A 16,461-nucleotide genomic window follows, 5' to 3' on the forward strand; every position below is an offset into this window, starting at 1 on the left:
GGGGTGGGGGGTGTGGATAGGTGAGGGGGTGTGGACAGGTCAGGGTTTGCGGCGCTGGGTGGTGTGGCGGGTGGGTTCGGCGGTGAGGGGGTCCTCGGGCCAGCGGTGCTTGGGGTAGCGGCCGCGCAGTTCGGAGCGGACCTGGGGGTAGCCCTGGGCCCAGAAGGAGCGCAGGTCGGCGGTGACGGCAACCGGGCGGCCCGCGGGGGAGAGCAGGTGCAGGACCACGGGGACGCGGCCGTCGACGATGGTGGGGGTGTCGGTCCAGCCGAACACCTCCTGCACCTTGACCGGCAGGGTGGGGCGGTCGGCGGTGTAGTCGACGCGGACGGCCGAGCCGGAGGGGACGGGGAGGCGTTCGGGGGCGAGGTCGTCGAGGTGGGCGGCCTCGGGCCAGGGGAGCAGGGTGCGCAGGGCCGCCAGCAGGTCGAGCTTCTCCAGGTCGGCGCGGGAGCGGGGGGAGCCGAGCCAGCGGTCGGCCGCGGCGAGCAGGTCCGCGTCGGAGACGGCGGGCCAGGGCGGGCCCAGCTCCGCGTGCAGCAGGCGCAAGCGGTTGCGCAGCGCGGTCGCCGCGGGGGAGAAGCGCAGGACGCCGAAGTCGCGGCGCAGGCCGTCGAGGACGGCGGCGCGGACGGCGTCGGCCGGTGGGGTGGCCAGGGGGCGGGACGACAGCACGATCGCGCCCACCCGGCGGACGTGGCGGGCCACGACGTCGCCCCCGCTCCACGCGACCTCGTCGGCCTCCGCCACGTCCCCGACGCGCACGGCGAGGTCCTGCGAGGCCGCCACCGCCAAGCGCGCCCTGCCCTCGGCGGCGCCGGGCGGGCGGTCGGCGACGGCGACGGCGATCCACTCCGGGTCGCCCAGGCCCGGCGCGGTGACCGCGGTGCCGTTGGCGAGCAGGTACACCGGGTCGGCCCCCGGCCGCCTGCGGCCGACGCGCTCCGGGTGGGCGAGGGCGGTCACCAGCGCCGCCGCCGGGCCCGAGCCCCTCGCCGCGGGGACGTCGCGGAGCAGGCGGTCGACCTCGCGGCGCCAGCGGGCCGTCGACGGGGAACCGGCGCGCAGGCGGCGCAGGCCCGCCTCCAGGTCGACCCCGTCCACCAGGCCGTCGTCGTCGAGGACGGCCACCACCTCGGCCGCCGCGCGCGACCCCACCTCCGGTGCGGCGTCGAGCAGGGCCCTGGCCAGGCGCGGGTGCAGGCCCAGGCGGGCCATCTCCCGGCCGCGCGCGGTCACCCCGCCGGGGTCCAGGGCGCCCAGCGCGGTCAGCACCTCGCGGCCCGCCGCCAGCGGACCCGGGGGCGGCGCGTCCCACCAGCGCAGCCCCGACCCGTCCGGGGTCCCCCACACCGCCAGCTCCAGCGCGAGGCGGGTGAGGTCGGCCGTGCGCACCTCCGGTTCCGGGTAGCGCGGCAGGGTCGACTGCTCGTGCTCGGGCCAGCACCGGAACACCCGGCCCGGGGCCTCGCGCCCGGCCCGGCCCGCCCGCTGGGTGGCCACCGCCGCCGACACCCGGACCGTCGCCAGGCCGGACATGCCGCGCCGGTGGTCGACCCGCGGCACGCGCGAGAGCCCCGAGTCGACCACCGCGCGCACGCCCGGCACGGTCAGGCTCGACTCCGCGACCGACGTGGCCAGCACCACCCGCCGCCCCTCGCCCGGCCGCAGCGCCGCGCTCTGCCTGTCCAGCGGCAGCCTGCCGTGCAGCTCCACGACGTCGAGGTCGGACAGCATCCCGGCCACCCGCCGGATCTCCCCGACCCCGGGCAGGAACGCCAGCACATCACCGTCCACTGCTGACAGTGCCGTTCGGACTGCGCGGGCCACGGTGGACTCCACGCGCTCGCCCCGCTGCGGGGGCACGTAGGTCTCGGCCACGGGGTGGGCGACGGCGTCCACGGTGATCACGGGGGCGTCGAGCAGGTCGGCCAGGGTCGTCGCGGCCACCGTCGCGGACGTGGCCAGCAGCCGCAGGTCCGGGCGCAGGCCGTCGCGGGCGTCGAGCAGCAGGGCCAGCAGCAGGTCGGCGTCGAGGTGGCGCTCGTGCACCTCGTCGAGCACCACCACGTCCACCCCGGCCAGCTCCGGGTCGTGCTGGAGCCTGCGCACCAGCAGCCCCGAGGTCACGAACTCCACCCGGGTCGCCGCCGACACCCGCCGGTCGCCGCGCACCGAGTAGCCGACCTGCCCGCCCACGGCCTCGCCCAGCGACGCCGCCATCCGGGTGGCCGCGGCGCGCGCCGCGAGCCTGCGGGGTTCGGCGACCACCACGCGGCCGGGCAGGGCCAGCGGGACCACGGTCGTCTTGCCCGTGCCCGGGGGCGCGACGAGGACCGCGGCACCGCGGTCGGCCAGCGCGGCGGCGATGTCGTCGAGGGCGGCGTGGACGGGCAGCACGGGGTCCAGCCTCTCAGGCTGCCCTCAGCGAGCGCCGGTAGCCTCGGCGCACGTGACCAGGGGCTCGTGGCCCCTCGGCGCGCCTTGGGTCCCCCGGCGGCGGTACACCCGCGTACCGGGTTGTCACCGGACGTCCGGTTCGCCCGTGAGAAGGTGCAGGAGGCATGAGGAGGAGCGGTGGGCGGAGCTGAGCGCAACGAACGCAAGCGCAGGCAGGAGCAGCGCAGCGGCGGCGGCAAGGGCGGGCAGGCGCGCGGTCCCGCGCAGCGGTCGAGCGGCGCCAAGGCCGTCGCGGCGGCGCGCGGCAGCGGCGGCGCGGACCGCACCCGGCTCATCCTCGGCGTCGTCGCGGTGGTCGTGGTGGCCGCCGCGGTGATCGGCGGCGTGCTGTGGACCAACAGCAAGAAGAACGCCACCCAGGACTCCGCCATCCCCGTCGCCCAGGTCGCCAACGACCTGCCCAACACCAGGGACGGCGCCACGGTCCTCGTCGGCAAGGACACCGCCGGGGTCACCATCGACATCTACGAGGACTTCCTCTGCCCCATCTGCGGGCAGTTCGAGCAGACCAACTCCGCCGCGCTGGAGCAGAAGCTGGAGGCGGGCACCATCAAGGTCCGCTACCACCTGGTGAACCTGCTCAACGAGCGTTCGGACCCCGCGGGCTACTCCACCGACGCCGCCAACGCCGCGCTGCTGGCCGCCGACGAGGGCAAGTTCGTCCAGTTCCACAAGAGCCTCTACGACACCCAGCCCACCGAGGGCGGCCGCGGCTGGGACAAGCAGCAGCTCATCGACCTGGGCAAGGCCATGGGCCTGACCAGCCAGGCCTTCGCCGACGGCATCACCGCGGGCAAGTACGACTCCGCCGTCACCGCCGAGTACGACAAGGCCCGCACCACCGACGCCCTCCTCCAGGAGGCCGGCGACGGCCAGAAGGCCTTCGGCACCCCCACCGTCGCCGTCAACGGCCGACCGGTCAGCACCGCCCAGGCCAACTGGATCGACCAGGTCGTCGCCAACGCGGGCTGACGGGTATCTGTCACCCACCTGGCTGCTAACACCGGAGCGCTCCCTGCGACGTTCGAGGAGACAGATCCTCGCGCCCGCAGGGAGTGCTCATGGGCCGCACCAGCCCGGCCAACGCCATCACCGCCATCGTGGTCAGCCTCACCAGCGCCGCCCTGGCCACCGCCCTCGGCTTCGCCGTGGCCGACCAGGACCGCCCCGCAGGCCGCGACTACACCGCGCTCGGCGGCGGTTTCGGCTCCGACTACTCGGGATCGGGCTACCAGACGCCGACGTACGTGCCCCCCACGCGCACGCGCTCGTCCTCCCCGTCCTACCCGACCTACCCGTACCCGACCTACCCGTCGTCCCCGTCGTCCAGCGAGCCGCCGACCACGACCGGGGCAGCGGACACGGAGGAGTCCGCGCGCGCCGCGTTGGAGGAGCAGGTCTCGCAAGACCGCGCCACCGCCGAAACCCTGATCGGCCAGTGGGTCCCCCAGCTGTCGTCGAAGAAGCCGGGCATGGTCGTGGGCGGGGTGGCGTACGGGTACGTGGAGGTCTGGGAGGACTTCGAGTCCCTGCACGCCCAGTACCCGGACGCTGTGCTGCTGTGGTCCGGTGACTACCCGACCTACAAGAACGCCGACTACTGGGTGACGGTGATCCCCACCGGCTACGGCACGGGGGAGGCCGCGAACGCGTGGTGCGACGCGCGGTCGATCCCGAGTGATGGGTGCTACGCGAAGTTGTTGTCGCACAGCGGTGGGGCTGAGGGGAGCTCGAAGCCTCGGGGGTGATGGGCTTGTCGCTTGTGTGTCGCCTCGCCTGCGGCTTCGGCGTTTGGTGCGGGGGTTTTGTTGCTGGCTCGATGCGGTGGACCTGTTTGGGTGGGGCCCCTACGGCGATCATGAGCTGAGAGAGCGGGAAAAGCTGGGGCGAAAAGAGCCCCGCTCAACCCGGACAGGGTAGCTCATGATCGCCTTCCCCACCCAAACAAGTCCACCGCATCGAGCATGTCCGTAGCCGGGCTGCCCGGCCCGTAAGTGCTTGCGTCGTGGGAAAAGCGGAGGACGAGAGCCGGGGACGGGTGTGGGGTGCGGCGGCTTCGCCGCCGCCCCTGCCCCTGGGAGGTGGCTTGGCGGCGGCGAAGCCGCCGCCTGCCAAGTCACCTCGTAACGCTTGCCCGACAGTGCGAAGCAGCGCGCCCACCTACGGAACCGGCGGCCCGGCTACGGCCCTGCTCGATGTGGTGGTTGTGCTTGACCGGGGAAGGCGATCATGTGCTACCCACGGCGGGGGGTGGGGCCGCAGGCCTCACCTTTTCCCCACCCCGAGCACATGATCGCCGCAGGGGCCCCGGTCAAGCGCAACCACCACATCGAGCCAGCACAGAAAATCCCGTGCTCTTCCCAGAGCCGAAGCCGAAGGCGAGGCGACACGCCCCGCCCCACCTCAAGGTGACTCGATCGTCCCAGCGGCAATGTCCAACCGGTACTCGATGAAGTTCGCCCAGTCCACGCGGATCTCCAGCAAGTCCCCCGCGGCCAACCGTTCCGGGTTGCCCTTCACGCAGAAGTCCGGTTGTTCGGCGAGGATCGACACCGCTGCCCGCACCGACTCCACGTCGGCGGCGCAGCGTTCGGCGAGGTCCAGCAGGGTGGTGCGCAGGGCGTCGATGGGGGTGTCGGTGTAGGGGCCGAAGAGGGCGATCAGCTTGCGCACCACGGGGCGGTGGAGGGCGATCCAGCGGAGGGCGTCCTCCTCGCGGACCTGGTCGCGGGTCAGGGGGAGGACTTCGGCGGGGAGGGCGGCCCAGGGGTTGAGCTCGTAGTGGACCTCGCCGCGTTCGGTGGTGGCCAACAGGACCGTGCAGGCGGTGAGGTAATCCAGGACGTCCGCTGTGGTGCGGGGATGGGTCACGCCCAGGCTGTCGGCGTAGCGGTCGACGTCGGCGATGGTGCGGTCGAGCCAGGCGCGGTCCTCGGCGTTGGCCCGGTCGACGTCGAGGGGGGACGGGGGTTCGCCGTCGAGGGCGGTGCTGAGGCTGGTTTCGGTCCAGGGCTCGAACTCCTCCCAGGCCGGGGCGGCCAGGCCCGCGCGCGCGTCGGGGGTGCGACCGACGAGCCTGCCGACCTGGTCGCGGGTGGGGCAGCCGAGCATGACGACCACGCCCAGCACCTCGACTGCGGCGTGCGGGACGAAGCGGCCCCAGCCGAGGCCGTCGAAGACCTCGCGGAAGAGCCCGCCACGGTGCGCCTCGCCCTGGTTGTCGTCTACGGCCATGGACAATGCATCTCCGCCGGGAACCCCTGTGTTACCAGGTATTCGGGCGTGTGGCGGTGCGTCACCGGAGGGCGACGGGCGGCTACCGGTCGCGGGGGCCCGGCGCCGGGGGTGCAACCGTCCGCGCCACTTCCCGCGTAGGCAGTGGCATGAGGAGACGAACCACCCCGGGGAGGTGGCATGCGCCCAGCCGACGAGGCGCGGTTCCGCGACTTCGCCGCCGCGCAGGCGCTGCCACTGCGCAGGCAGGCGTACCTGCTCAGCTCGGACTGGCACCTCGCCGAGGACCTGGTGCAGGACGCGCTGCTCAAGCTCTACCGGGCCTGGCCCCGGTTGGGCGCGGCGGACCCGCCGTTGAACTACGCCCGGCGCACGCTCGTGCGCACCTGGCTGGACGAGCGGCGCAGGCCGTGGCGGCGGCGCGAGGACCGCTCCGGCGTCCTGCCCGATCCGGCCGGGGTGGGCGGTGAGACCGAGCGGGTCGACGCCCGCGGGCCGCTGCTGGCCGCCCTCGCCCGGCTCGCGCCCCGGCAGCGGGCGGTGCTGGTGCTGAGGTACTTCTGCGGGCTGTCCGTGCCCGCGACCGCCGCCGCGCTCGGGATCTCCGAGGGCACCGTCAAGAGCCAGTCCGCGCGCGGGCTCGACGCCCTGCGCGCCCACTACGCCACGTTCGACAACCCGGTGAGGTGACCGATGGACGAGAAGACGCTGACCGAGGAGTTCACCGCGGCCCTGGCCGCCGAGCCCCCGCTGGGCTTCGACCCGGGGGCGGTGGCGGACCGGGGCCGGGCCGCCACCCGGCGCCGGGCGCTGCTGGCGTCCACGGGCGGGGTGGTCGTGGTCGCCGCGGCTGCCGCCGCGGTGGCGGTCCTGCCCCGGGAGCAGGTCCCCGCCGTGCGTGTGGCGCCTGCCGCGCCCACGGTCGCCGCCGCGTCGACCCCGCCGACTGCGGGCGCCGTCGTGACCGGCCCGGTGTCGTGGCCCGCGCCCGGCACGCCCGGCACCACCCTGGACACCAGCGGCGCCGCCCAGCTGCGCGCGGCGGCGAGCCAGTACCTCCAGACGCGCGTCCGGGCCGTCGTCGGCGGGGTGGCGGGGGTGCAGACGCGCCCGGACGAGGGGTTCGCGGGCCCCTTCAGCGAACTCCCGACCTCCTCGGTGCCCGTGCCGCCGCGCCAGATGGGCTTCTCGGTGGGGGCGCGCATCGACACCGCGCCGACGAACTCCTACCTCGGCCTCGCGGTCAAGGCGTACGAGTCGCCGGTGCCTTCGACGCGCCTCGACGAGAAGTGCGCCCAGCACCACACCGATCCGTCCCGGGGCGGGCGCGTCGAGTGCACCCTGTCCACGCTGTCGGACGGCGGGTACCTGCTGGTGGCAGAGGTGACGTACGCGCACAAGGAGGCGCTTCCCGCGCCGGGCCGCTACCAGCAGTCCACCATCGCGACCTACTACCGCCCGGACGGGGTGGAGGTCGCCGCGGAGTCGAGCACCCTGCCCGACGCCCCCGCGACGAGCGTGCGCCTGAGCGCGGACGACCTGGTGGAACTGGTCTTGGACCCGCACTGGTCGCTGTGACGATCCTGGGCACAGCACCGTCCCACCGGGGCCACAGTCCGCGCACAGCTCCGGCCCGCATCGTGGTCCTCACCAGCGAGTCGAACACCCTGAGCCCCTGGAGAGCCACGATGACCACCACTGAGCAGTTCACCCCGCCCACCACTGAGCAATTCACCCCGCCCACCACCCCGCTGCCCGCCCAGGACCCGCGGCCCGCCAAGCCCGTCGGCCGGGCCCGCCGCATCGCCATCGCCGCCGCGGTCGCCCTGGCCATCGCGGTCGGCGGCGGGGCCGCCATCTACGCCGCCTCCAACTCCTCCACCGACTCCTCCGCGTCGGCGTCGGCGGGCCCCGGCGGCGGCATGGGAGGCATGGGCGGCATGGGCACGGGCGCCCCCGGTGGCGGCGGCCCCGGCCTCATGGACGCCCTGCACGGCGAGTTCACCACCACCGACAGCTCCGGCAACTACGTCACCGAAACCCTCCAGACCGGTGAGGTCACCGCTGTCACCGACACCACCATCACCACAGCCAGCACCGACGGCTACACCAAGACCTACACGATCGACTCCACCACGACGTACTCCGCCATGGGCGGCGCCCCGGGCTCCGCGGGCACCGGCTCCGCGGGCACCGTCACCCGGTCCGACATCGCCACCGGCGACACAGTCACCATCGTCGCCACCACCACCGGCACCGCCGTCTCCGTCGCAGAGCAGACCGGCTGACCGCAGCTCCTAGCCCATCCGGGGTAGAAACACCCCAGGGCACCCTCGGGTTCCGCTAGAAAGGTCGGGTGCGGCCTGATGCGGACCGGGGGGTGTCGTGGGAGGTCAGGGAGCGGCGACCGGGCGGTCGGGCACTGCCAACACCATCTCCGGCGCCGTCGCGGGGAACGTCGTGCAGGCCGCTTCCGTCCGCGACGTGCACTTCCACCCGGCGGCTCGTGAGGTCGTCCCCCGCGAGCTGCCACCCGACCCCGGGGGCTTCGTCGGCCGGGACGCGGAACTCGCGGCGCTGGACGCGGCGCTGGACGCCGTGGCGGGGACCTCGGCGCCGATCGTCGTCACCGGGGTCCCGGGGCTGGGCAAGACGGCGTTGGCCGTGCACTGGCTGCACCGGGTCGGGGCGGGGTTCGACGACGGGCAGCTCGTGGCGCGGTTGCGCGACCCGGACACCGGTGAGCCGCGCACCCCGGCCGCGGTACTGGGCGGTTTCCTGCTGTCGCTCGGCGTCGAGCCGGACCGGGTGCCGCTGGAGCGCGAGCGCTGCGAGGTCCTGTACCGGTCGATGACCGCTGACCGCCGTCTCGTCGTGCTGCTCGACGACGCGGTGTCCGCCGCGCAGGTGCGCCCCCTGCTGCCCGCGGCCGGGCTCGTCGTGGTGACGAGCCGGGCGCGGCTGTCCGGGCTGGCGGTGGTGGGCGCGCGGTGGGTCGACCCGGGGCCCGTGGCCGGGGCCGACGCGCTGCGGCTCTTCGACGCCGTCGTCGGCGCCGAGCGGGTGGCCGCCGAGCCCGGCGCGGCGCTGGCCGCCGCCGAGCTGTGCGGCGGGCTGCCGCTGGCGCTGGGCGTGGTGGCGGCCCGCCTCGCCGGTCGCGCCCACCGCACCTTCGCCACCGAGGTGGGCGAGCTGCGCGGCGAGGCGGGGCGGGTGGACCGGTTGGCGCTGCGCGGCGGCGAGTCCGTCGGCGTGGTGCTCGACGTCGCGGCGTCGGCGCTGGACGAGCGCACCGCGCGGGTGCACCGCGCCTGCGCCTGGCACCCCGGTCGGGAGTTCGGCGCCGCCGTCGTCGCGGCCGGGGTGGACGAGCCGGTGGCGGACGTGCTCGACGCCGTGGACGAGCTGGTCGAGGCGAACCTCGTCGCGGAGGTGGCCGACGGCCGGTTCGGCATGCACGACCTCGTGCGCCTGCACGCGCGGGGCTGGGCGGGCGACGGGGGGCGGCGCGTGCGGGAGCGGATGGTGGAGTGGTACCTGGATCGGGTGGTGGCCGTCGACCTGGTGGTCCACCCCCGGCGCCCGCGGCTCGGGCCCCGCTACGGGCGGGTGGAGCCTGCCGCCTGCACGCCCGCGGCCGCGCTGGCCTGGGTGGCCGTCGAGCGGGAGTCGATCACCGCGGCGGTGGCCGCCGCCGTGGAGCTGGGCCGCGACGACCTGGTGTGGCAGTTCTGCGAGGCGCTGTGGGGCGACTTCCTGCACAGCCGCCGCTACGCGGAGTGGATCGACTTGCAGCACGCGGGGGTGGCCGCCGCCCAGCGCCTCGGCGACCGGCGGGCCGAGGCGCTGGTTCGCGTCCAGCTCGGCTACGCCTGCGCCAAGCTGGGCAGGCGCGCCGAGGCGGTGGAGCACGACACCGCCGCGGTTGACCTGGCCCGCGCCGCGGGCGACGCCGCCGCAGAGGCGAGCGCCCTGGAGCAGCTGGGGGTCGCCGTGGTGGACGACGACCCCGAGGCAGCCGCCGCGCACTACCGGCGAGCCCGCGACCTGAACGTCGGCCTCGGGCGGGTGCGCGGGGTGGCGCTGTGCGACCGCAGGATCGCCGAGGTGCTGCTGCGCCGGGGCCGCTTCGACGACGCCGCCCGCCTGCTCGGGTCGGTCGCCGCCACCATGCGCGACCTCGGCGACCCCACCCAGCACGCCCGCGCGGTCATGCGCACCGCCGAAGCGCACGTGCTCGCCGGGGCCCCGGGGCGCGCGCTCGACGTGCTCCGGGCCGCGCTGGCGGAGATGGCCGAGTTCGGCTCACCGCACTACCAGGCGGAGATCCTGGAGCGCATGGGCGAGGTCGCCGCCCGCACCGGCGACGTCGACGGCGCCGCCCGCCACTGGGCGGGGGCCGCGGGCTTCTTCGAGGCCACCGGCGACCGCGCCGCCGTCGAGCGGGTCACGGCGCTGGCCGCGGCCCTGGCACCGCAAGCGGACCACCCCGGTCGGTGAACGGTCGGGGACCTCGCTGGTGCAGGGCGGCGGCCAGGTCCTCGGTGTAGCGGCGGACGGCCAGGTCGATGGCCTGTTCGGTCCACGTGGTCACCACGACGTCCGCCGCGGCGAGCCAGCGGGGGCTCGCCCCGGGGCGGGCGGCCACCAGCACGTCGCCGGGGGACAGCCCCGGGGGGCCCGCGCGCCAGTGCACGCGGCAGACACCCGGGGCGAGGGGCTCGATCGAGTTCACGGTGTCTTACCAGTCCAGGGGTTCCGGGTCTGCGGGCGGGAGGAGCCGGGCGGGCCACGGGGGCTCCGGCAGGTCGAGCAGGGCGTAGGCCGTCCGGCGCAGCACGGCGTGCGGGACGGGGGAACGGGCGCTGATCGCGCGGCGCAGGGCCGGGATGTCCCGGTGGGGGCTCGCCGCATCGATCTGCGGGCGCAGGGGGCGGTCGTGGTCGAGGCGGCCGACGCCCCGGGCGAGGACGTCGCCGGGGCTCCCGGGGCGGGTGTTGCCGTCCGGGAAGGCCGCCAGGGCGAAGCGCGCGCCGAGGGCTCCGGAGTAGACGCTCGTCGAACCGTGGTCGCCGAGCACGACGTCGGCGGCGCTCACCGCGGCCTGCCACCCCCGGTCCGGCGGCAGCACCCGCAGCCCCGCCGCGAGCGCGTCGGCCAACCACGACCTCAGCTGCCAGGCGCCGTGCACCGCCCACACGTTGGGGTGGAAGACCGCGGCGACCACCGTCCCGGTCCCCTCCACTTCGGACGCCAGGCGCGCCAGCAGGTCCGGGTGCGCGCCGAACGCGGACTCGGTCGACCACGTCGAGCACGCGGTGACCAACCGCCCGCGCGGTGGGACGCCCAGCGCCGCCCGGTAGCGGTCGCGGTGGGCGGCGCCCGCGTCCAAGCGCGCCAAGCAGATGTCGCCGGTGACGACCGCGGCGGGCAGCGCCTCCGGGCAGGTGCGGCGCAGCAGCGCCCGGTCCGCCGCGGTGGGCAGGGCGATGGCGGCGGGCACCACCCGGCCGCTCGTGGTGAGCACCTCCCGGTCCAACCCCGTGCTGCCCCGCGTCGCCCCCGGCTGCATCCGGCTCCGGGCACGGGTCTTGCCCGCGCCCGCGCCGTGCGGCAGCAGGAGCAGCTTCCCGTGCACCTGCGCCGTGCAGTCGGGGCTCGCGGCGAGCACGAGGTCCCACCGCTGCCTGCGCGCCTGGTCCCACGGCAGCACCAGACCACCGAGGCCGCGGGCGAAGGCGTCCACGCCGTGCCAGCGGTCGCCCGCGTCCGGGACGGTGAACACCACGTGCACCCGGTGGTCCCCGTCGAACACCGGCAGCAGGTCGAGCAACCTGGTCCCCGCCGTGATCGTCGGCACCACCGCCAAGACCGCCTTGCAGCCCCGCCGCGTCGCGCGGCCCTCCCCGTCGAGCCCGACCGGACCCCGCACCCACGTCGTCACGTCCGTCATCCCCCTGCCGCACCCCGGACGCGGCCGCGGCCGCCGGGAGGCGCTCTCCCTCGGGTGCTCCACAACGGTGCGCCCGCCACCCGGTCGAACCGCCGTGCGGCGCGCTTTCCGTCCGCAGGCGGGGATCCCGGTGCGCGGAGTTGTCCGCGGGTGCGTGCCGCCGCAGGGGCGCTGGGCCGTTGGGTTGACTTTCGATCCACTTTCCGTGCGGTGTCCGGCGAACCGTCGCTACACTGCGGAATCACGCAGAGTCATGCGCATGTGTCTTTGGGTGGTCGAACCTCGTGCCCGGGTGCGGGCCCAGCTACAGGGGTGGAGCTGGTGGACACGGTTCTGGGGATCCTCGGCGCCACCGCGCTGCGCGTCGGTGGCGCGCTCGTCGAGGACTGGGGCCCGCCGCGGCAGCGGGCCGTGCTCGGCCTGCTCGCCTACCGGGTGGGCCGGTGGGTCCCGGTCGAGCAGCTCCTGGACTGGGTGTGGGCCGCCCGCCCGCCCGACGACCCGCAGAGCACCCTGGAGGGGTACGCGGCCAAGATCCGCACCCACCTCAAGGGGGTGGCCGCGCCCGCCACCATCTCCGGGCGCCGGGGCCGCTTCCGCCTCGACGTCGACCCGGACCTCGTGGACTTCCACCGCTTCCGCAGGCTCGCCGACACCGCGGCGGTGCAGGCGCGCGCGGGCGACCCGGCCGCCGAGGACACCGCGCGGCAGGCGCTCGCGCTCTGGCGCGGCGACCTCCTCGACGACCTCACCACCCCGTTCGCCGACGGTGCCCGCGCCACCCACGGGCAGCCCGCCCGGCTCACCGCGCGCCGCGCGCTCGTCGACTCGCTGCTGGCCCGGGGCGCCCACCAGGACGCGCTGTCGACCCTGCTGGAGCTGCAGGAGGACGAAGGCCCGCACGACGTCGAGTTCGCCGAGCGGCGCATCACCGCCCTGCGCGGCCTGGGCAGGCAGCGCGAGGCCACCACCTACTACCTGGGGATGCGCAAGCACTACCTCGACGAGGGGGACCCGGACAGCGCCGAGCAGGTCCGCGCCCACCACGACAGCGGGCTCCCCACCGCCACCGGCGGGACCCCCGTCCCGCACCACCCGGTGCCGCGCGGACTCCCCGTGGACAGCCCCGATTTCACCGGGCGCGCGGACCTGCTGGCCGAGCTGGACGTGGCCGCTGGTCTCGCCGACGGCGACCCGCTGCGCGGCGTCCTCGTGCTCGACGGGATGCCGGGGGTCGGCAAGTCCGCCCTGGCGGCGCACTGGGGGCACCGCGCGCAGTCGCGCTTCAACGGCGGCAGCCTGCACGTCGACCTGGACGGGTGGGACGACGGCGGCGTCCGGCCGCGGGCGGCCGTGGTCGACGAGCTCCTGCTCGCCCTCGGCAGGCAGGTGGACGGCCGGGGCAGCCCCCAGGAGCGCGAGGTGCTGCTGCGCCAGGCGCTCGCCGACCGGCACACCCTGGTGGTGCTGGACGGGGTGCGCGACCGCGAGCAGGTGAAGGACCTCATCAAGGTGCTCGCCGACTGCCTCGTGCTGATCACCACGAGGCAGCGGATCACCTCCCTCACCGCCTGGTCGGGCGCCCGGCGGGTGCACGTGCCCCCGCTGTCCCCGGCCGAGTCCGCCGAGCTCGCCGCCCGCCGGTTCCGCGCCCGGCCGCCGGGGCGGCTGGCCGAGGACCTGCTGGCGGCGTGCGGGGGCCTGCCGCTGGTGGTCAACCTGGCGGTCGAGCACGTGGTCGCGTTCGGCGCGGGCGCGCTCAGCGCCGACCCGGCCCGGCTGCTCGACCTCGGCGGCGAGGGCTTCTCCGTCGCCTCGATCACCGGGCACACCCACCGGCTCCTGGGCGGCGCGCCCCGCCGGGCCTTCGGGCTGCTGGGCCTGCACCCCGGTGCCGACTTCGGCGCCGAGGTCGCCGCCTCGTGCACCGGGCTGCCCCTCGGGCAGGCCGAGGCCTGCCTGTCGGTGCTGGTGGACGCCCACCTGCTGCAACCGGGCCGGGCGCCGGGCCGCTACCGCTTCCACGGCCTGCTGCGCGAGTTCGCCCGCCGCCGGGCGGGCGAGGAGGACGGCGCCGCCCGCAGCGCCGCGGTGACCAGGGTGGTCGACCACTACCTGCAGAGCGCGGCGACCGCCGACGAACTGCTGGACCCGGGCACCCCCAAGGCCCCCCGCCTGGCCCCCGTCCCCGGCGCCGTGCGGGCGGCGCTGCCCGACGCCGCGGCGGCGGCCCGCTGGTTGCGCGACGAGCGGGCCAACGTCATCGCGGTGCTGCGGCTCGCGGCGGACACCGGCGACCACGCCCGGGCCTGGCGGCTCGCCCACGCCGTCGGGACCCACTACGACCTCCACGGCTGCTACCAGGACTCCCTGGTGGCCCACCGCGTCGCGATCGGGTCGGCGCGCGCGGACGGGCACCGGGAGGCCGAGTCGTCGTCCTCCCACGACCTCGGGGTGATGCTGCTGCGCCACGGCGAGCTGGAGCAGGCCCGCGAGCACCTCGACCGCGGCAGGCGCTTCGCCGAGGAGCACGGGCCGCCGCACGCGCTCCTCGCCGGGCTGCTGCACCTCGGGCTGCACGAGCTGCGCCGGGGTCGCCCCGCGGCGGCGGTCCCGCTGCTGGAGCGCTGCCTCGCCCTCGGTGCGGACGACGCCTCCCGCGCCGGGCACACCGACCTGGCCTGGGTGTGCGCCCACTTCGGCGAGGTGCGGGTGCAACTGGGCCAACCGGTCGAGGCGGAGGTCCTGCTGCACCAGGGCCGCTACCACGCCGAGATGGGCGCCGCGCCCGCCGCCCTGGCCGCGTGCCTGCACGGCCTCGCCCGGGTGCACCGGGTCAAGGGGGACCTGAGCGCAGCGGAATCGCTCGCCACCACCGCGCTGGCGGGCGCGCTGAGCGCTCCGCACAGACCGCTCGTCATCGCGATCCGCGCGGAACTGGCGCAGCTGCACGAACAGCGCGGTGCGCTCGCCACCGCGCAGGAGCAGGCCCGCCAGGCGGTCGCGGACGCGGAGAACGCCCCCCTCGCCCGCGCCGACGCCCTCCGGGTGCTGGGCAGGGTGATGCACAAGCAGGGCAAGCATGAGGATGCACGTGCAGCGTGGACGCCCGCTCTCGCGGCCTACGTGCAGCTGGGGGATGAGGTGAAGGCGGCCGTGGTTCGGGCACAGCTCGACATGTTGCCCCATGACATCACCCTTCCGCTTGCTCGATCAGGTGATCACAGCGGACAGATAGTGGACAACCCGCCGCGCCGACCGTCCTAAGGACACGATTAGTCGGCTTTTCCTTCCCTGGTGGGTAATCTTCGACCGCCCCGCGCGCACAACAAGATCGACCGCGTTGTAGCGTTCCCGGCCATCACGCAGCCAAGCGTTTTGCATCGCAGGCATTGCTGCGTGCGGGTGTGGGCACTCGTCCCGCACCCCAGGACGAGCAGGGAGTGAGAGCACGTGGGCAAGATCAAGGACAGGGCTGCCGCCGTCGCGGTCCTGGGTGTCGTGGGCGCGCTGGTGCTCGCCGCCGCGCCGGGGGCGCAGCTGGCGTGGTGGCGGATCACGTCCGCCGCGACGACCGCGCTGGGAATGCTCTCCTGACCGGGGAACCGCTTCCCCGACCGGGGAACGGTTCCCCGGTCGGGAGCGCTGGCCCTAGGGGTGCTGCCCCGGGCTCTCGGGGGTGAAGTCGGCGAGGATCCGGTGCATCGCTCCCGGCGACCTCCCGCAGAACGCGGCGATCTCCCGCACGGCGGCCTGCTCCAGGCGCACCACGCGCGTGCCGCCGGTCTGGTCGAGCCGGTTGCGCGCCCAGCGCCGCAGCGCGTCCAGCTCGGCGCTCGGGTCGGCGAGCACCGAGCCCAGGTCGACCCGGAGCACCAGCAGTTCGAGGTCGATCGCGGCGCGCTGCAGCGCCGACCCGAGCACCTCGGGGGCCGCGACGCCCAGCGCCCGGCACATCTCGACGAACCGGGTCACGGTGACCTGGCGGGCACCGGACTCGTAGGCGCCGATGGTCTGCGGGTGCAGCTCGTAGCCGAGCCGGTCGGCGAGCTGGGCGCGGCTGCAGTCCACCCGCGAGCGGGTGCGCCGCAGCTCCGCGCCCACCGCCCTGGTCACCTGCTCACCGCTGGGGGTCTCGGCACCGTTCAGCATCGGACGCTCTCCTCCCGGGCGGGGCGGACCGGGCAGGGTCGCGTGCGACCCGCCTCCCCGGTCCGGGAGGTGCGCCGGGGTGCCCGGCGCAGCCCGCGGGGTCCCGGCTTCCCCTCGCCCGGACCCTGAACCCCCCACCATGCCTGGCGTGGGTTCGCCGTGTCTGTCGCCAGTTCGGAGGATTCCGTTGCGCGTCGGTGTGGCGCCCGGGGCGCCGCCGGTCCACGCGCTCCCCTGCAACGCTCGGCTGCGCCTCCGACTCCGGCCACGTCCTGACCAGTAGTGCGCTGCCCGCGTCAGGGCCAAGCCGGAGCGGGTCACGTCCCTCCAAGGGGTGAGATCTTTCAGGGTCTGTGATCCCGGCCCGGGCGGTGGCAGGCCCGCCCGGGTCGCGGACCCTGATACGCCGGGTCAGTCGAGGCCGGGGGCCGGGGCGGGGCCGTCCGCCCAGCGCACGAGGTGCTGGGCCTTGCCCGCCTCGGCCCTGGGCAGGGTGCCCGCGGCCAGCACCCGGACGTCGCAGGTGAGGCCCAGGCGTTCGCGGAGGGCGGTGGTGAGGCGGGGGGCGGCGGGGGTCGGGGGTTTCGACGAGGACGCGGGGGGTGGGGTGGGCGGGGTCGCGGCGGTCTTCGACGGCGAGGGAGTGGGGGGGGGGGCGGGGG

General features: G+C 75.7%; 13 protein-coding genes and 1 pseudogene. 8 read left to right on the forward strand and 6 right to left on the reverse strand.

Translation table 11 applies throughout. The annotated features are described in order from the left end of the window. Nucleotides 1-39: 39 nt before the first annotated feature. On the reverse strand, nucleotides 40-2,409 hold the full coding sequence (gene hrpB / locus BJP25_RS30720; protein ID WP_075978571.1) for an ATP-dependent helicase HrpB: 2,370 nt from the start codon (nucleotides 2,407-2,409) through the stop codon (nucleotides 40-42). A 168-nt stretch (nucleotides 2,410-2,577) separates the two neighbouring features. On the opposite strand from hrpB, the gene BJP25_RS30725 reads away from it, so the two are divergent. Next, nucleotides 2,578-3,432: a DsbA family protein gene (locus tag BJP25_RS30725; protein WP_075978572.1), complete on the forward strand. Its 855-nt coding sequence runs from the start codon at nucleotides 2,578-2,580 to the stop codon at nucleotides 3,430-3,432. 89 nt (nucleotides 3,433-3,521) lie between these two features. Then, a complete protein-coding gene (locus BJP25_RS30730; protein ID WP_143219401.1) occupies nucleotides 3,522-4,208 on the forward strand; it encodes a zinc ribbon domain-containing protein in 687 nt (228 codons plus the stop codon). A gap of 655 nt (nucleotides 4,209-4,863) precedes the next feature. Here the strand turns inward: BJP25_RS30730 and BJP25_RS30735 are convergent. After that, a complete protein-coding gene (locus BJP25_RS30735; RefSeq protein WP_075978574.1) occupies nucleotides 4,864-5,694 on the reverse strand; it encodes a DUF6042 family protein in 831 nt (276 codons plus the stop codon). A gap of 180 nt (nucleotides 5,695-5,874) precedes the next feature. Here BJP25_RS30735 and BJP25_RS30740 point away from each other — a divergent pair, with 180 nt between their 5' ends. The 4 genes from BJP25_RS30740 (at nucleotide 5,875) to BJP25_RS30755 (ending at nucleotide 10,194) form a co-directional block, all read left to right on the forward strand. Beyond that, nucleotides 5,875-6,384: a SigE family RNA polymerase sigma factor gene (locus tag BJP25_RS30740; RefSeq protein ID WP_075978575.1), complete on the forward strand. Its 510-nt coding sequence runs from the start codon at nucleotides 5,875-5,877 to the stop codon at nucleotides 6,382-6,384. A gap of 3 nt (nucleotides 6,385-6,387) precedes the next feature. Beyond that, a complete protein-coding gene (locus BJP25_RS30745; protein WP_075978576.1) occupies nucleotides 6,388-7,272 on the forward strand; it encodes a hypothetical protein in 885 nt (294 codons plus the stop codon). Nucleotides 7,273-7,382: 110 nt separating this feature from the next. Next, a complete protein-coding gene (locus BJP25_RS30750; protein WP_075978577.1) occupies nucleotides 7,383-7,982 on the forward strand; it encodes a hypothetical protein in 600 nt (199 codons plus the stop codon). A 97-nt stretch (nucleotides 7,983-8,079) separates the two neighbouring features. After that, nucleotides 8,080-10,194, forward strand: coding sequence for an AAA family ATPase (locus tag BJP25_RS30755; protein ID WP_143219402.1), 2,115 nt, complete (start codon nucleotides 8,080-8,082; stop codon nucleotides 10,192-10,194). On the opposite strand, the gene BJP25_RS30760 is transcribed toward BJP25_RS30755, so the two are convergent. Then, the gene (locus BJP25_RS30760) at nucleotides 10,142-10,429 is read right to left on the reverse strand and encodes a hypothetical protein (protein ID WP_075978578.1); all 288 of its coding nucleotides are present in this window, start codon (nucleotides 10,427-10,429) and stop codon (nucleotides 10,142-10,144) included. The genes BJP25_RS30755 and BJP25_RS30760 overlap by 53 nt on opposite strands. Nucleotides 10,430-10,435: 6 nt before the next feature. Next, nucleotides 10,436-11,647, reverse strand: coding sequence for a hypothetical protein (locus BJP25_RS30765; RefSeq protein WP_075978579.1), 1,212 nt, complete (start codon nucleotides 11,645-11,647; stop codon nucleotides 10,436-10,438). Between the two features lie 321 nt (nucleotides 11,648-11,968). On the opposite strand from BJP25_RS30765, the gene BJP25_RS30770 reads away from it, so the two are divergent. Both BJP25_RS30770 and BJP25_RS34450 read left to right on the forward strand, forming a co-directional pair. Further along, nucleotides 11,969-14,914, forward strand: a complete 2,946-nt coding sequence (locus tag BJP25_RS30770; protein ID WP_143219403.1) for an AfsR/SARP family transcriptional regulator — start codon at nucleotides 11,969-11,971, stop codon at nucleotides 14,912-14,914. A 186-nt stretch (nucleotides 14,915-15,100) separates the two neighbouring features. Continuing rightward, nucleotides 15,101-15,244, forward strand: a complete 144-nt coding sequence (locus tag BJP25_RS34450) for a hypothetical protein (RefSeq protein WP_158075735.1) — start codon at nucleotides 15,101-15,103, stop codon at nucleotides 15,242-15,244. 54 nt (nucleotides 15,245-15,298) lie between these two features. Here BJP25_RS34450 and BJP25_RS30775 read toward each other — a convergent pair whose 3' ends face one another. Then, complete coding sequence (locus BJP25_RS30775; protein ID WP_075978581.1) at nucleotides 15,299-15,799, reverse strand: helix-turn-helix domain-containing protein; 501 nt, start codon at nucleotides 15,797-15,799, stop codon at nucleotides 15,299-15,301. A 411-nt stretch (nucleotides 15,800-16,210) separates the two neighbouring features. Continuing rightward, nucleotides 16,211-16,461 (reverse strand): annotated as a pseudogene (locus tag BJP25_RS34455) (hypothetical protein); the annotation flags it as partial.

Source organism: Actinokineospora bangkokensis (assembly GCF_001940455.1).
Lineage (GTDB): Bacteria > Actinomycetota > Actinomycetes > Mycobacteriales > Pseudonocardiaceae > Actinokineospora > Actinokineospora bangkokensis.

Excerpts from the sequence above, each read along its gene's own strand:
- BJP25_RS30730 (WP_143219401.1), top strand. The coding sequence starts at position 3,522 with ATGGGCCGCACCAGCCCGGCCAACGCCATCACCGCCATCGTGGTCAGC.
- BJP25_RS30735 (WP_075978574.1), bottom strand. The coding sequence starts at position 5,694 with ATGGCCGTAGACGACAACCAGGGCGAGGCGCACCGTGGCGGGCTCTTC.
- BJP25_RS30740 (WP_075978575.1), top strand. The coding sequence starts at position 5,875 with ATGCGCCCAGCCGACGAGGCGCGGTTCCGCGACTTCGCCGCCGCGCAG.
- BJP25_RS30745 (WP_075978576.1), top strand. The coding sequence starts at position 6,388 with ATGGACGAGAAGACGCTGACCGAGGAGTTCACCGCGGCCCTGGCCGCC.
- BJP25_RS30750 (WP_075978577.1), top strand. The coding sequence starts at position 7,383 with ATGACCACCACTGAGCAGTTCACCCCGCCCACCACTGAGCAATTCACC.
- BJP25_RS30765 (WP_075978579.1), bottom strand. The coding sequence starts at position 11,647 with ATGACGGACGTGACGACGTGGGTGCGGGGTCCGGTCGGGCTCGACGGG.
- BJP25_RS30775 (WP_075978581.1), bottom strand. The coding sequence starts at position 15,799 with ATGCTGAACGGTGCCGAGACCCCCAGCGGTGAGCAGGTGACCAGGGCG.